This is a genomic window from Alteromonas sp. S005 (assembly GCF_036864475.1).
Taxonomy (GTDB): domain Bacteria; phylum Pseudomonadota; class Gammaproteobacteria; order Enterobacterales; family Alteromonadaceae; genus Alteromonas.
In genome coordinates this window covers 624,799-640,558 of record NZ_JAZETN010000001.1, presented here as the reverse complement: position 1 = coordinate 640,558, position 15,760 = coordinate 624,799, and the positions used below count along the sequence as shown (strand labels likewise).

Genomic DNA, 15,760 nt, shown 5'->3' with positions numbered 1-15,760 from the left:
GCATTCGGAAATCTTTATGAGAACACAAATCTTTGGGTTTAATAAACTAAAGAACCTTCTACTGGAGTCAGGGTTTCTAGCATCACAGATTTATGCGGTCGATAATGACGATGCGCATTTCACATATCCCGAAAAAAATTCAGCTATACTAGTGCTCAAACCATACCCTTCCGAATCAGATGAATCTTCGCGATATATAGAAATTATAAGGGTAATTGAACTTGCAAAATGTAATGATTTCTCAATCCACCCCTTCAGTAAGGGTGCTAATCTAGGCTATGGTGGTCAAGAACCCTATGATCCAAACTGCGTTGCTTTAGATTTAAGCGCTTTCAAAAGAATAAGCGGCTATAAGAAAACAAGCGGACAAATAACAGTAGAGCCTGGGGTGTCGCAGGAAGCGATTAGTGAGTATTTGACAATAAACGGTGGTGTTCATATACATGACACTACTGGAGCACCTAAATTCGCGAGTGTTGTTGGTAACTATCTTGAGCGAGGTTTTGGGCATACACCAATGGCTGAGCACGCTAAAAATATCCTCCATGCAGAAATTATAACTCCCAATAATAAAGGAGAACCACCTTCACATTTTGTAACTTCGACCGACGGCACATCGTTTGAAATTAACGGGAAAATGCTATCCAGAACCTATAGCATTGGCCCTGACCTGACGGGAATCGTAATTCAAAACAATGTTGCAATTGTAACAAGCCTTACCATAAAGCTTTTAAAAAAGCCTGATTGTTTCGTTGCTTACTTCATACCATTTAAAAAAGATGACATTGAGCAAATGATTGATACTTGTGCGCTCCTGAGAAAACAAAACACCATACACAGTGCCGCACACATTGGAAACAACATGAAGACACTACAATTGCTTGCCGTAGAATTTCCAGAGCTAATTAAATCTTATAGTTATGATGAGTTAGACAAGTTAATCCACAAATTCGGCCTTGATGATTGGACGCTTTCTGGAGGAATGTACGGTACACAAAACCAAATAAACGCACATACTAAAGATCTAAAAGCCGCAATGAAGAAGTTAGGTGTAAAACCTTTATTCATTGATGAAAAAAAGCTTCGCTTTATAAAAAAAACATTGTCTCTTCCAGATAGTCTTAACAATGCTTTAGTTAAAAAACTGATTACTAGTGATAGCAGAATTTTAAGAAAAATAGGTGCCAAACTTGCCTTAAGAAAAAGCCTATTAGAATTGTGTAAGATAAAGCAAGGAATTCCTAGCAATGAATTTCTTCGAACTATCTACTGGAGAAACCTACACAAGTTGGAAGATTCAGTCCCAAATCCAAGTAAGGATAAAGTTGGCTTATTGTGGGGAGCGCCTTGCTCTGAGATATCGAGCAAAAACTTTAAATTAATTACTTCTATTATGAATGAAACATGTAAGAAGTATGATTTGGAATGTCCAATATCAATAACCCTCATAAATGAAAGGACAATGGAGTGTGTATTGTCTCTTTCATGGGATAGACAAAAAGAGAAAGAGGAAGAACAAGCTTTAGTTTGCTATCAAGAAATAATGCTCAAGTGTGCTTCCATGGGCTTCCTTCAATATAGAATGTCTACGCTTTCCAATCACTTTCTAAATCGTCAGCATTTACCGCTGCCTATTGAACTCCCCGAGCTTAAATCGTGTTTTGATCCTTGCAATGTAATCTCACCTTCAAAGTATCAATTAGTGTCTAAAAATTTTACAAAAAAAAATTAGAAACAACATAAAACAAGAAAAATCAAAAACTTAACAAGTGGCACGCCGTATGCTTGTTTTTACAGCGTAAAACAGACCTACTGTTCAAAACAACGGAGCGTGGAAAATGAAATTTGCAACAACTATCAAGTATGCAGCGATTGCGGGAGCACTTGCTACAACTTCAAATGCGACTGCTGGTGTGTCTGCAACAGCCTACTTAGAATTAAACAACTTAATTGTACAAGTCGACACTGACGGTAATTTTACTCCTGAGAATGTTAATCCATTAGATTTTATAGCAGTAGTTGTAGATGCGGGCTCTCGCGAAGTTAACACCTTTTCAAATTATAATGGTGAACTTGCTTCTGACGCACCACCAAAGTTCGAAGCTACAGAGGCAGCGAACGCTCAACTAGTGTGCTCTGGCTCTTCTTGCGGCGTTTTAGGTTTATCAGATAACATGCAGTCAGTAGACTCTGGTAATATCGTCGCCAGCGATGCGTTCAATTTTGCAGCCGCAGATGTAAATGTTTCTGGGAGCGCGCTTGGAACGGGGGCATCTGGTTTCACATACGCAGATGCAGGTATTTCAGGTGGAAATAATGAAACTGCCGCAGCAACTAGCAATATTGCGAACGATATTATAACGCGGATGACATTTACAACGCTCGCTTCTATTAACGTTCGCTTTCAAGCTTTTATGGATTATTTAATAGATGCAATAATTTCAGACGATATTGCAGCTGATCCTACAATTAAAGGTTCTGCGTCTGCAAAAGCGACTTTTGGGTTAGAGCTATCTAACTCTGATACAGGAGCCGCTGTAGATATTGACAGTACTAACGGAGGGGATGGTCTGACATTTGGCGATAATGCCCAGGATAGAGTTGGTAGAGGTAATCTTGTGTCCTTCTCTGGTAACGACGAAGAGTTTCTCTCTGGTTGGGCCACTCTGGCGGCGAACACAGAGTACCAGTTGGTTATTACCCAAACGTCAAATGTTCAGGCTAGCTTGGTCCCTGCGCCAACGACCTTAGCGATTGCGGCTTTTGGCCTATTGGGCTTAGGTATGACAGCTCGCCGAAAAAAGTACATGTAAGATTTTGATCTTTTTAAAAGCCGGATAACACTCCGGCTTTTTTCCCATCTCTCGCCTTGAAAAAGTTTTAGGCAATGACACCATTATTACTAGAGAATAAAATTGCAGCGCTAGACATACAGAGCGTCTTACACATTCAATTTAAACCTACAGTAATTGATTGCTTTGGAAAAGACTGAATTACTTACGACCAGCCTTAAACCAAACTACGCAATAGTACATCTTGTTACTTAAAGCAAACCACGATATCTTAACAAAAGAATTCACGGACGTCAGATGTATTAAAATGCTCAAAAATAATATTCGATTTGCCACTGCTCTAGCCTTACTGACTTGTATTGGATGCACTCCAGAGGTTCAACAGGATTATATTCAAGACACCAAATCTGCACTCGAAAAAGGGCAGACAAAAAAGGCTGAATTAGTAATAAAACAAGCATTGAGTGAAAAACCTACATCGAGCCTCAGATTATTGCTTACGGAGGTTTACTTGGTCAACGGCAACATAATTGGTGCCAAGCAGCAACTCGAAAAGGTAGAAGTTGAGACTCTTCTCCCTTCTGAGCAAAGCAAAGCCGAGACTTTGAATGTCCATTTAGCAGTTCTCAGTTTTGATGGCACCTATCATAGACTTTTAAATAACGAGACTGTTTGCGAAGCGTGTCGAGTAGCAGAAGCATGGGCTAGCACAGCATCCACGGATTACATTGATGTACAAAAAATTGATAGCAACACGAGCGCGTATAAAGTCTTTGAAGCATTTAATAACAATACCCTTTCAAGTTTAGATATCTCGTCATTAATTAATAGTTCGGCATCCGATATCGAACTTCTTGTTATAGGGGATTTATTGAGAAGAACAAATAACCTAGACGGAATGATTACGGCTTACAACGCATATAAGAAAAATAATCCTAACGTTTTGAATATTAATTTGCCATTGGCTCAAGCAATGCTCATCAAAAATGATATCAAGAAAGCTAAAGAGCTTGTTAACCCAGTGCTTGCAAAATTTTCTAAAAACCCAATGGCTAACTATCTTAATAGCTTAATTCTATTGAGCGAGAATAAAGAGATTGAGGCATACAATGCTATCTCGTTAGCCGATAGCTATGGAATGAACTCTCCTTCTGTTTCATTGACAAAGGGGCTTTTAGAATTCAATTCTCAAAGTTTTGAATCAGCATTAAGTAGCTTTGAAAAAGCAACAAATATGGCTCCAGACAGTGAACTAGCTAATACCATGCTTGTTGCTACCAAAGTCAAACTGGGCATTACTGACGACGCACTAGAAATCCTTGCAACCCAAGAGAGCTTTTCGGATTTGGATGTATCTATCATTGGACAACTCATTGGTACTGATAACCAGGCTCGAGAATGGGTTACCTTACAATCAAAGCTGGCTCAAAGCGAATCGCCTAAAGCAAGAGTGCTAAGCGGTCTTATTGAGTTAGCACGTGAAGGCAGCTCTGAAACATTAAGTAAACCTGGTGACTCTTCAGATAGCACTTATAATCTCATTCAAGTTGCAATGATGATGAACAAGGCTCAATTTGACCAAGCACTAAATTATGTCAACGAGTGGCTAGAAAGAACAAACGACAAAGTAAAAGTCATGAACTACAAAGCAGCCATTCTCATTGCTAAAGGTGACCGGGACAGCGCAAAGTCAGTTTATCGAGACTCATTAGAACTTTTGCCCACAAATAGAGCCGCTCACATGTTCATGGCACAGTCTGCGGCAAAGAATAAAGACTATGAGAGTGCACTTATATCTTTAGATAAAATACTGGCAAACAATCTCAACGATGTCGTTGTACTAAAGTTATACCTTGCCTTCCAAAAGCTTTCCAAAAGTGAAGAATACGAATCGAAATTACTTAACTATATTGACAACGCTATTGCACAATTTGACGACAACGTTCTTTTTAAATTAATGAAAGCGGGTATCTTCGCTACTCAAGGAGCAAATGAACTTGCACACAAAGTTTTAGACACTGTCGATACCGAGAAGGCAAAGTCAATAAATCAGTATTGGGAATTGCAACTTTACCTAACGAACCGTTCGAACAACGTAAGTCAAGCAAGAGACATAGTCAAAGCATGGAATAAACAGTTCCCTGACAGCACACGTCCGAATATTGCACTTGCAACTTACCTTGAAAATGCAGGACAATTAAAAGAAGCAATTTCAGTGTTAGAGCAGGTCCCTCATTCTCTTGACCGACCAAAAGAGAGCCTTGCGCTAGATGTAAAGCTAGTTGCACTTTACATACATCAAGGGAACTTATCTAAAGCGAAATATAAGATAGGACAGCTTGAGAAAAGGTCTAACCTTCCACCAAGCCTCTTAAATTATCTAAACGGTTCATACGCTATCAAGCAAAATAATTTAGACAAAGCAAAATCGTTACTCACAAAAGCTTACAACGAATCTGGTAGCTCTCACACGCTTAAATTAATTTATGCGCTAGACCTGAAGCGTGGAAAAGTCGATATTGGCATTCTTAAAGCACACCTTAAACAAAACCCTAACGACCTATCAATAAAAGCACTCTTAGCTGAGTCATTAATAGAACAAGACAATGCTCAGTCAATAGCTATTTTTGAAGAGATCGTTAGTAAAACAAGTGGTAACACTGATGTATTAAACAACTATGCATGGGTCCTCTACCTTGACGGTAAAAACGACAAAGCTTTTGAAATTGCTAAGCGAGTCGTTGAATTAAATGCATCAAACCAAGCCTATTTAGATACGTTGTTTCGCATTTTAACTTCTTCAGAGCGTTACGACGAGATAACCGCGTTTTCAAATAATGTGAGTTCTGATTCTAATGCGCTTTTGTTAGCAAACGCACACATGCGTCTTGACGAACAAACCCAAGCTCAGAAGGCTTTAGCGACTGTCGAAAAGTCGAGTTTGACTGAAGAAGATTTATCTTTATACGAGAGTATTTCAAAAGACGTAAAAAATTAGCACATGGAAGAAACACAATGGCTAACAGATGTAACTTGGGAGCAACTCTCCACTGTCTTACACGATCTAAACTGTGATAACTTTTCGCCATTTTTAAGTGAGGGCTTTCTCAAAGCATGGTTTTCCCAAAAGACATTTCCGGTTCATATGTTTTTGCTCTACGAACAAAGTACTGTGAGTCACTTTGCATTAATCGGTGAGAGCTTTAAAAAGAAATATGGGCTGACTTTTAAGTTAGCCCATATAAATCAAACTGGTTGCCCTCGTAACGACCAAGTATGGATTGAGTACAACGCGTCATTTGGTTTGCCGGAGTATCGAAACCGTTTTTTTTATTTGCTCTTGAAAGAATTAGTGCGCCAAAACTTCGATATTCTTAATGTTTCAATGACATGTGAGTTTCTTTTCCCAAAAAAGTATCTCAGCAACCTTTATAGTGACGCTCATACATCGCAGGGCTTCCGTCGGAGTCTTTCTCGTGAATTTACTGTAGAGAAAATAGTTTCTTGCCTCTCTGCGAATAGTCGAAGCAAATTACGGCGAAGTCTTAAAGAGTTACAACTTCAATTTGGCCAAATTAATGTGACCATCGCTGAAGGTTTAAATCAAAAACTTTCATTTCTAGAGCAACTAAAAAAGCTTCACATCAAGCGATGGGGAGACTCTGATAATGGCAGCGGGTTTGAAAATGAAATATTCAAAGATACGCTAAAGAGCCTTTTAAAAAATGAAAGCAAGCTCTGTGAAATAGCAAAAGTTACAGCAGGAGACGCTTTACTCGGTTATACGCTCAACTTAATTCAAAAAGACACAGTCTTTTTTTACTGCTCTGGAATAAACCTTGATCTTGCAACAAAACATATAAGGCCCGGGTACGTTCTGCATCTTGCTTTAATGGAGTATTATGCTCAACAAGGTCTAAGTTGGTATGACTTTATGGGGGGAGCCAGTCAATACAAAAAAACATTATCTAATGACACAGTTGTATTTCACTCTCTACAAGTTCCAACGAAGACATTTAAAGGTATTCTTACACGATTGAAAAATTATCTGACTAATTTAAAAGTAATTACCTCAGAGTTCGTAAAATCTTGGCGGGGTTACCTCCCACTATAACCCCCTCAGGTACGTCATCAACAACTACAGAACCTGCTGCGACAATGCTCCCCTTCCCTACATTAGCCATGATTAGAGCGCCATTCCCTAACCAACAATTTTCACCTATTTCGATTTTTGTGAACGTGCCACCTTGGTCTTTTATCGGCTTGGTGGGATCATCGAAGTTATGCTGTCCTTTCCCGCTCATGATATGAACGCCGCTGCCGAGCAACGTGTTTTTGCCTAATACACATTTACCAATATTGCATTGAGGGCCAATGTACACTCCTTCATTAATGCTGGTGTCTTGCTGAGAAAACAAAGTTCCAAAGGAAATCAACGCGTCTGGGGAGCACTTTGTAAACACAAAGCGATAAAAACCGCTGCGCAAATAGCTGCCTAACTTGCCGGGTAAAAGCGACAAAAACTGACTGTAGCTCGCTATCAACGAATCTTTATTTGCAATCATCGACAACAACAGATAAGACACTGTTACAGGACTTATTAATAACGCTAGCAATAAAAAAGCAATAAGTTTAATAATTTGCTTCATATTTCTTCCAATGCATGTTTAAGGGGCTGCAACTGTTGCTGCCAACTGTAAGTACTACGTAGCGCATCAAAAGCTCGCTCTGCTTTTTGGCGGGCAGTGTCGGTTTCGTTTACGCACAAAACGCACGCATCTATAAACGCATCTTTGTCATCAGCAATGAACATAGTACTTTCATTAGCATAACTTATCCCCTCTGCACCCATGCTGGTGGTTACCACAGGCAACTTACATGCAGCAGCTTGTAAGACTTTGTTTTGGACACCTCTGGCTAATCGAAAAGGCGCCACAAATGCGGTGGCTTTATGAAAATGTGGCAGCATATCATCAACAAATCCAGTAACCTCGATAGCGTCGCCGTTCTCAGCTAACTGTTGTATTTCTTTTATTGGATTCATACCCCCCACAGTGAAAGTAGCATTGGGTAAACGTTGCTTTATTGTCGGCCAACAACATTCTACAAACCACATTACCGCGTCTACGTTTGGTTTGTAATCCATTACACCGGTAAACAAAAAGTTCATCTTATTTGTGGGCGCTGATGGAGGGAAAAAGGCAGAAAAATCTAAACCATTCCCAAGTACTTTAACCGGCTTCAAAGCACTCACTGACTTTTCGAATAGTCGGGTTTCTTCTTTCGCAATAAGAAATGTATCTTCAAACTCTTTGTTTGCTCTCGCTTCAAGTTTTCTAACTTGCTTACTCTCGCGACGGTATACTGCGCTCATGGGGAATGAACTAGACTCAGCGTATTGTCGCCATTTGTCAGAGTCTACGTCCATCATATCCATAAAAAGGGCACACGAACGACGTTTGTAATGAGCAGAGTTAAAAACGTAATAACCTAGGCTCGAAGCGCTAAGTAACAGCGCGTCACAACTACCACTCAGCCGCGCATCAACCTCTACCTGAAGCTCTTTGCTATAAAAAGCCCCAACACTAATGGCTTGCCCATTAAGTAGTGCCCAACTATAGCGCTTAATTTTGCTAGGAAGCGGAAAAACGGTTACCGAAATATTCAGCTTTTCACTAAGCGCATTAGCATCAACTTCGTCCTGTTCGCATTCACCTAAACTAAGCACTTCAACGCTATAGCCAAGTTGAGTTAAAAACTCAATTTGATGATAAGTACGAAGCTTTTCTCCCTTGTTAGGCGGGTAAGGCACTCGTTGTGCTACTACAGTAATATTGCGCGGCGTCGCCATCGTTTAGTCCATTAGCAAAATTTATATAATTCAACACTATAGTACGTTGAAGGTTGTAACTCGTCAAAACTACAAAATATAGATGTATTACTCCACTAATGCTCACAATTTCTTGGGCTAACCTTAATTTCCTGAAATAGTTACCTTGCCCAATTGCAAGGCGGCTTTGCGTGAGCGTCAAAAGTTAGCTAAGTAGTATAAAAAGGCAAACACATTGGCATTACATAACAAGTAATATAAAGTATCGACGAGTCATTACATACCAGTCATGGACGATAAATAAGTAACACAATGCAGCATTTTGTTTTTAGTTTACGTAACGCGAGTTCGCATACTCAACGCGGTTTTTTCAGCGTGGGAGTTCCCTGCCCAGAAGGAAAGTTTTCAGTAACTGACTCACTTGAGTTAATTGATGAAAATGATGAACATGTGAACGCTTCATTGGAAATAAGGCACTTGTGGCACGACGGCTCAATAAAATGGTTGTACATCACTGGAATAACGTCTTTACCCTCCAATTCAACGGCAAATTATTCTCTCCAGCTAACAACAGCTTCCCTGGCTCATTTCACTAACCCAGTGAAACATGTTGATTCGAAAAAACAGATAAAAATACTATTATCAAATGGCAAAACGATATCAATTGAGCGCAATAAGCCAGGCTCGATTGACATTAACAGCGAAATGTCAACGTGGTTAACTCACTATAACAACAATAAATATGATGCATTGCAATTCGTGAGTATTAGCGAGTTTAGTTATGAGGTATTGCGAAGTCATCGCCAGAATGCAGCAGTAAGAATCAAGCATAAAGGGCAGTTTCAAATTCTGGACAAAGTGCTAGATATTAAATTCCAAAGCACAATTTTTTTAGCTGATGGTGACGTGTTAAATAACGTAAGCATCACAAACCCTGCTGCATCCCTTCACCCAAATGGCCAGTGGGATTTAGGCGACCCTTCATCTGTTTACATCAATGAGTTGTCACTCGCTGTAAGTAAACAAGCCAATACTATAAGACTAAACGAAAAAAAGACTGTTGTTGCCACCGATGGAGATACCTTAGTTCATCAGGCTTCTAGCGGAAAGGTGAATTGGCAAAGCCCCGTTCACGTCAACGCTACAAACCAAGTTAACTTAACCCACAAAGGCGTTAAAGTTTTTTGTAATGACGAATTAGAATACGAAGCGGACCAATGCCAACCGTATGCCACGTTCGAATTAGAGGGAAACTCCTGTTTAGTACTTGAGGTAAAAGAGTTCTGGCAACATTTTCCTTCAATGATGACCGCCAGCAATGATAGCACGTTTGTGAGTTTGTTAGGCGCGAAGAATAGCGAACCACAAGAGTTACAGCCCGGAGAGCAACTGACTCGCAGCGTAACATTATCTAACACTCCAATTACAGCTTTCGAAGTAACACTCTGCAAAGACTGGCTTCAGTATTCTTCTTGCCTTCCTTTTGCGCCCTTTAATGTTCCTAAAAAACTTCAGCAACTGGTAGATAAAGGCGTAGATGGTGAAAGTTCATTTTTTCACAAGCGCGACGCCATTGATGAGTACGGATGGAGACATTTTGGCGAGTTGTATGCCGACCATGAAAAAGCATTAGCCCCTGATACTCTTTTTTTCGTGTCGCATTACAATAATCAATACGACCCTCTTTGTGGAATGCTTTATCAGTGGGCGGTAACCGGCGATCAGCGCTGGAAAACGCTGGCCGACAATTTAGCTAAGCATGTGGCAAATATAGATGTGTATCATACTACGTTAGATAAACCTGAATACTCTGGCGGATTGTTTTGGCATACCGACCATTACGTGCCGGCCCATACAGCTACGCACAGAACCTACTCCAAAAATCAGCCCATTGGAGTATACGAAGATCATGCGGGCGGTGGTGGCCCTGGTGGGCAGCATTGTTACACCAATGGTTTATTGCATCACTACTTGTTAACAGGCTGTGATACATCTAAACAAGCATTACTTAAAATTTGCAGCTGGATAGAGAGTTATTACGAAGGAGACGGCACGCTATTAAATGCGCTACTATCGATAAAAAATGCTGGCACGGAAGGCTTAAAAAATGTAAAGACAGGCCAATACCCTCTCGATAGAGGTACCGGTAACTATCTACAGGCCCTTATGGACAGGTACGCTCTACTTGATGATATAAGCGACATTAAGAAGTGCGCCCATATTATAAAATACACAGTATCTCCAAATGAATGTATTGCGCAGCGACGGCTACACAATGTTGAAGCCACCTGGTTTTATACTGTTTTTTTTCAAGCGGTGTGCCGTTTCATTACAATTAAAGAACAACTTAAGCAAACCGACAACGACTATGCCTATGCAGTAAGTGCCTTAACGCATTACGTAAACCACATGCTTGTTCACGAATATCCTTATTTAGACAAGCCCGAAATTTTAGAATTTCCAAACGAAACCTGGACAGGCCAAGACTTACGCAAACTCTGCTTGTTTGCTTTCGCAAAACCCTATATGCCAACATTCGCTCAGGCAATCGAACAAAAAAAACAAAGCCTTCAGCACCAAATTATCGACAGGCTAAGCAATACCGAAGAAAACCAAACCACACGCGTTTTATGTCTAATGATGCAAAATATGAATTTTGATGCCTACGAAAGCGCAGCTGCACCCAAAACAGAACTATTAAAAGAACTTTCACGAAAGCCTCATGAAAAAGAACAAGGTGCGTTAAATAACAGTAGTAGAAAGTTTCCAGTAAAAACTGCAAACCTCACTACTTTCATTTTGCATACACTTCGAAATTTTTCATTAAGCCAAGAGCGCAGCCAAGCTGTTAAACGATTCCCGAAATTACAGCAGTGGTTGGGTAAGCCATGATTGCCACAGCAACCAATTTAAAATAATGAGTAGCAATGTGAACAGCCCTATAAGCAACAGTGCAAGCAACACCAACATGCACAAAGTAGTCAGCTTTATTATTCCTCATAAAGGTCGCGAGACTATGCTGCTACAAACTCTAGAGAGTATAAAACAGCAAACGTTAGACGCTGACAAGTTTGAAGTGATAATTGTTAGTCAAAACGAAAATGTATCCCAAGGCTTAGCCGAGTACGAGCAGTATTTCTCGCTTATAGTAATACACAACGACGACGCCAATAGTATATCCCACTCAAGAAATCTTGGCGCTTACAGAGCTACAGGCACCTATTTAGCCTTTCTTGATGCAGATGTGGAAATAAACAAAGACTGGGCTGCAAAAATGATATCGGATATCGAAATAAGGCCTGGTACAGCGCTTTTATTTGGAACCCAAGTTAACAGTCAAGAACCAAAACCGATGGAAGTAATCCGAACCGCTTTAGCTTCTGCCACTTCAGGCGGGTTTACTGAGTCGGCCCCAGGTGCCAATTTGTTTTTACGAAAAAAAACATTTATCGAAAGTTCAGGTTTTCCAGAACACTTAAGAACTTGTGAAGACATTTACTTCACAAGTGAAATAACTAAGCTTGGGAAAATTTTTCATTACTCAGAAGCCTGCTTTGTGCATCTAGGCGAAGATCAAGATTTTGCCTCAATGTTTAAAAAAGAAATATGGCGTGGGCAATCTAATATTGCATCAACAAGCGGCAGGCCCATCCCCCTTCGTGAGTTACCTAGTTTTATTGTACCTTTTGCCGTAACTCTAGGATTGATAATTTTATTGCTTAGCCTACTGTATTCACGAACTAACTTCGCTATTATATTTAGTCTAATTGCAGGAGCACCTCTTTTGGCGTACACGCTTCGACTTAAAAAATTAGTAGGCAACGACGTATCGTTTTTTAATTGCCTGCGTTTTTATCTTGTGTACTTCCCAGCGAGAGCCATAGGAACATTACTAGGAGCACGCGGCGCGGTAACCACCAACACGCATAAATAATAATGAAAATATTGCAGTTTATTTGTTCTACAGGGTTTTATGGCGCAGAGCGCTGGGTATTAGCACTTTCTAAACATATGCCAAGCGATGTAACTAGCGAGTTGGCAGTAACCTTAGAGCCGGGTACGGAAGACTTAGAGCTGGTTAAGCAATTCCAATCTATTGGTAAAACTCATCACGTTCCTATGCAGGGCCGGTTTGATTTAGGTGCAGTAAAAAGGCTCGCCGCGCTAATAAAAGACAATGATATCGACATTATCCACACTCATGGCTACAAGTCGGATATTTTAGGGGTGATGGCCGCTAAAAAAGCCGGTATCCCTTGCGTGGTAACGCCACATGGGTTCGAAAATGCGGCAGACTTGAAGCTTCGACTTTTTATTTGGGCGGGATGCCAAGCCATGCGATTTGCCGATAAAGTGGTTCCTCTATCAAAGCAGTTATTGGCTGATGTAAAAAAATTCAACATTGCCGAGGACAAACTGTCCTATATTCAAAACGGTGTAGACCTTTCTGAGGTTGAAGCAGTACGAGTAACTAAAACCCCGAAACCACAAGGTAGTGTGAAAACTATTGGCTTTGTGGGCCAAATGATCAGCCGCAAAAACATTACCGCCATACTCGACTGTTTCGACGCTCTATATAAAAAACGACAAGACATTCGTCTAGTGTTTCTTGGTGATGGCGAAGACCGCCCTAAACTAGAATCCTATGCTCATACTCTCAGTAGCTCCGGTGCTATCTCATTCTTGGGTTTTAGAAACGATAGGTTAGAACAGCTACGCGATTTTGATATGTTTGTTATGACTTCTACTCTGGAAGGCATACCGCGCTGTTTAATGGAAGCGTGCGCAATGGAAATTCCAGTGTCGGCCTACGATATTGCGGGTATCGATCAACTCATTACTCATCGAGAAAGTGGTTTACTTACCCCTTTGCACGATAGCGAACAGTTACAAAAAGACTGGGAAACACTACTAGACGATACCCGCTATGCCCAGCAACTAGCACAAAATGCGCGTACCTTTGTACAAGAGAATTTTTCGGCTCAGCGTATGGCTGACGAATACTATGAATTATTTTCTATTATGCTGAATGAGAAACGCAATGGGTAAACCCAACGTTTTATTTGTTCTTACTATAGATACAGAAGAAGAATGGCGGTGGGACGAAGAGTTTCCACAGCATAACTGTTCGGTACAAAACGTAAAAAAGCTACCTGCATTCCAAACCTTTTGTGAAACGTTAGGCATAAGGCCCACCTATTTTGTCGACTACGCTGTAGCGAACGACGAACAAGGTAGCGCTATCCTTCGCGAATTTGTGAATAGAAAGAAAGCAGAAGTAGGTGCCCATTTGCATCCATGGTGCAACCCACCGTATTTCGGTAAAACTACCGAAGCCGAAAGCCACGTAATAAACTTACCAGAAGAGCAAGTAGTACAAAAGTTAGACGAACTGCACCGCGTTATAAATAAAAAAATAGGGGTAACGCCTCGTTCATTTAGAAGCGGGCGCTGGGGTATGAAAGGTAAAACTCTTGAACTGCTGGCCTCAAGAGGCATAACTGTAGACAGCAGTGTATACCCCTTTTACGAAAATGAATTTTTTCACTGCAAAGGTGCTCCGGTTACTCCTTACTACCCGAGTTTTGAGAATGCCTTGGTACCAGGTGAACAACAAAATATTATGGAATTGCCGGTAACGGCAGGGTTTAATGTGGCTGATTTCAGCAAAGCGGATAAAATCCATTCTAGGTTATCAAAACCGCCATTTTCAACACTAAGAGCTGTAGGCCTTCTTTGGCACACTAAAATTCTTAAGAAAATATATTTAAGCCCTGAGCTATCTGATACAAAAAGTATGATTGAGCTAAGTGATACCTGTTTGGATAAGCAACACAATGTAATTCACATGTACTTACATAGTTCTAGCTTAATTGATGGTGTTACCGGGCTTTTAAACGTAGACAATGCCTATGAGCTAATTTGCTCTCGCATCTCACGGTTTCTTGCACACCTAGAAGTAAGAGCAAACGTTTCGTATTGCACCATCTCTGAGGCGGCAACGCGACTTACGGCAAAAGAGGGTGCTGTTACAACACAGCTATCGCAAGGACAGCATTGTGAATAATAACAGCGATGAGCAAATAGTTATCCAAGTTGCTACTCTATCAGATGTTGCAGAGTGGGATACTTATGTGAGTGCGCACAAACTAGCCTCTGCATATCATAAATTTTCATGGCTAAATGCTGTAAAACACTCCTACGGGCACGAGCCATTAGGGCTATTAGCAACAAACCAAAGTTCAAAAAAAATAGTGGGCGTATTGCCAGCAGTATTAATGAAAACGCCTTTTTTAGGCAAACAAATATGCGCTTTGCCATATTGTGATGTGGGGTATGCGCTGGCAGATAACGACGATATAGCACTTGAACTGCAACAATTTTTAACTCAGCAGCTTTCTGCAACTGGCGGTAAAGCGCTCGAAATACGTAACATAAAAACTGAGCCACAATCACCTAGTAGTTTAGAAAATCAAAAAGTAAGAATGCTACTTCCATTACCAAATAGCAGTGAAAAATTGCTAGCAGGATTCAAATCTAAACTTCGCAGCCAAATAAGAAAGGCAGAGAAAAACAGGCTTATCGTTTCGCTTGGTACTAATCAGACATTAATTAACGACTTTTATACGGTATACACCAAGAACATGCGCGATTTGGGTTCACCCGTGCATGCAAAAAAATGGTTCGAACAAATAGTCGGTGCTTACGAAGAAAGCTGTATAATTAGCGTAGTTTATAAAGACAACACCCCCATTGGCGGTGGCCTAGTATTAAAAAACGCTGCTAGTGCGTCTATTCCATGGGCGTCTACCCTTCGCGAATACAATAAATTGGCCCCTAACATGTTGCTTTATTGGTCGCTATTAGAACACTGTGCAGATTCAGGCATAAACACGTTCGATTTCGGCCGCTCTACCTATGAAGAAGGCACTTACAAATTTAAAAAGCAGTGGGGCGCACAGCCTCAGTTGCTGCATTGGCAAAAGTTTGATCAACACGGTGCACTTATAAAAGAGCAGCTAGCAGCCACGTCGCCAAGTAAACTGCGCCCCATCGCTGAAAATATGTGGAAAAAGCTTCCTCTTACAATTACCGTAGCCGTTGGTTCGACAATCAGACCGCATATCAGCTTATAGGG

The 15,760-nt window shown here is 40.7% G+C and carries 11 protein-coding genes; 9 read left to right on the top strand and 2 right to left on the bottom strand.

The genetic code is table 11. The annotated features are described in order from the left end of the window. The first annotated feature begins 16 nt into the window (after nucleotides 1–16). The 4 genes from V7R55_RS02615 (at nucleotide 17) to V7R55_RS02600 (ending at nucleotide 6,906) form a co-directional block, all read left to right on the top strand. A complete protein-coding gene (locus V7R55_RS02615; RefSeq protein ID WP_334057090.1) occupies nucleotides 17–1,732 on the top strand; it encodes an FAD-binding protein in 1,716 nt (571 codons plus the stop codon). A gap of 106 nt (nucleotides 1,733–1,838) precedes the next feature. After that, entirely contained in the window at nucleotides 1,839–2,813 is a 975-nt protein-coding gene (locus V7R55_RS02610; protein WP_334057088.1) for a PEP-CTERM sorting domain-containing protein, read from the top strand. Nucleotides 2,814–3,099: 286 nt separating this feature from the next. Continuing rightward, entirely contained in the window at nucleotides 3,100–5,790 is a 2,691-nt protein-coding gene (locus V7R55_RS02605; protein ID WP_334057087.1) for a tetratricopeptide repeat protein, read from the top strand. 3 nt (nucleotides 5,791–5,793) lie between these two features. Next, nucleotides 5,794–6,906: a GNAT family N-acetyltransferase gene (locus V7R55_RS02600; RefSeq protein ID WP_334057085.1), complete on the top strand. Its 1,113-nt coding sequence runs from the start codon at nucleotides 5,794–5,796 to the stop codon at nucleotides 6,904–6,906. Here V7R55_RS02600 and V7R55_RS02595 read toward each other — a convergent pair. Further along, a complete protein-coding gene (locus tag V7R55_RS02595; protein WP_334057083.1) occupies nucleotides 6,860–7,441 on the bottom strand; it encodes an acyltransferase in 582 nt (193 codons plus the stop codon). The two genes, V7R55_RS02600 and V7R55_RS02595, sit on opposite strands and share 47 nt — an antisense overlap. Beyond that, nucleotides 7,438–8,643, bottom strand: coding sequence for a glycosyltransferase (locus tag V7R55_RS02590; RefSeq protein ID WP_334057082.1), 1,206 nt, complete (start codon nucleotides 8,641–8,643; stop codon nucleotides 7,438–7,440). Before V7R55_RS02590 ends, V7R55_RS02595 begins: the two co-directional genes overlap by 4 nt. Before the next feature lie 291 nt (nucleotides 8,644–8,934). Between V7R55_RS02590 and V7R55_RS02585 the strand changes: the two genes are divergently transcribed. From V7R55_RS02585 to V7R55_RS02565, 5 genes are read left to right on the top strand one after another with little or no spacing between them, the layout of a single operon-like run. Beyond that, nucleotides 8,935–11,514 (top strand): hypothetical protein, encoded by a 2,580-nt coding sequence (locus V7R55_RS02585; protein WP_334057080.1) that lies wholly within the window; start codon nucleotides 8,935–8,937, stop codon nucleotides 11,512–11,514. A gap of 37 nt (nucleotides 11,515–11,551) precedes the next feature. Next, nucleotides 11,552–12,556: a glycosyltransferase gene (locus tag V7R55_RS02580; RefSeq protein WP_334057078.1), complete on the top strand. Its 1,005-nt coding sequence runs from the start codon at nucleotides 11,552–11,554 to the stop codon at nucleotides 12,554–12,556. A 2-nt stretch (nucleotides 12,557–12,558) separates the two neighbouring features. Further along, on the top strand, nucleotides 12,559–13,671 hold the full coding sequence (locus V7R55_RS02575; protein ID WP_334057076.1) for a glycosyltransferase: 1,113 nt from the start codon (nucleotides 12,559–12,561) through the stop codon (nucleotides 13,669–13,671). Further along, complete coding sequence (locus tag V7R55_RS02570) at nucleotides 13,664–14,689, top strand: polysaccharide deacetylase family protein (RefSeq protein WP_334057074.1); 1,026 nt, start codon at nucleotides 13,664–13,666, stop codon at nucleotides 14,687–14,689. Before V7R55_RS02575 ends, V7R55_RS02570 begins: the two co-directional genes overlap by 8 nt. Continuing rightward, complete coding sequence (locus tag V7R55_RS02565; RefSeq protein WP_334057073.1) at nucleotides 14,682–15,758, top strand: GNAT family N-acetyltransferase; 1,077 nt, start codon at nucleotides 14,682–14,684, stop codon at nucleotides 15,756–15,758. The genes V7R55_RS02570 and V7R55_RS02565 overlap by 8 nt, the downstream gene beginning before the upstream one ends. Nucleotides 15,759–15,760: the final 2 nt, after the last annotated feature.

Bases quoted from the DNA above. Each gene is read 5' to 3' on its own strand.
- V7R55_RS02575 (WP_334057076.1), top strand. From the start codon at position 12,559: ATGAAAATATTGCAGTTTATTTGTTCTACAGGGTTTTATGGCGCAGAG.
- V7R55_RS02585 (WP_334057080.1), top strand. From the start codon at position 8,935: ATGCAGCATTTTGTTTTTAGTTTACGTAACGCGAGTTCGCATACTCAA.
- V7R55_RS02570 (WP_334057074.1), top strand. From the start codon at position 13,664: ATGGGTAAACCCAACGTTTTATTTGTTCTTACTATAGATACAGAAGAA.
- V7R55_RS02605 (WP_334057087.1), top strand. From the start codon at position 3,100: ATGCTCAAAAATAATATTCGATTTGCCACTGCTCTAGCCTTACTGACT.
- V7R55_RS02590 (WP_334057082.1), bottom strand. From the start codon at position 8,643: ATGGCGACGCCGCGCAATATTACTGTAGTAGCACAACGAGTGCCTTAC.
- V7R55_RS02600 (WP_334057085.1), top strand. From the start codon at position 5,794: ATGGAAGAAACACAATGGCTAACAGATGTAACTTGGGAGCAACTCTCC.
- V7R55_RS02615 (WP_334057090.1), top strand. From the start codon at position 17: ATGAGAACACAAATCTTTGGGTTTAATAAACTAAAGAACCTTCTACTG.
- V7R55_RS02610 (WP_334057088.1), top strand. From the start codon at position 1,839: ATGAAATTTGCAACAACTATCAAGTATGCAGCGATTGCGGGAGCACTT.
- V7R55_RS02595 (WP_334057083.1), bottom strand. From the start codon at position 7,441: ATGAAGCAAATTATTAAACTTATTGCTTTTTTATTGCTAGCGTTATTA.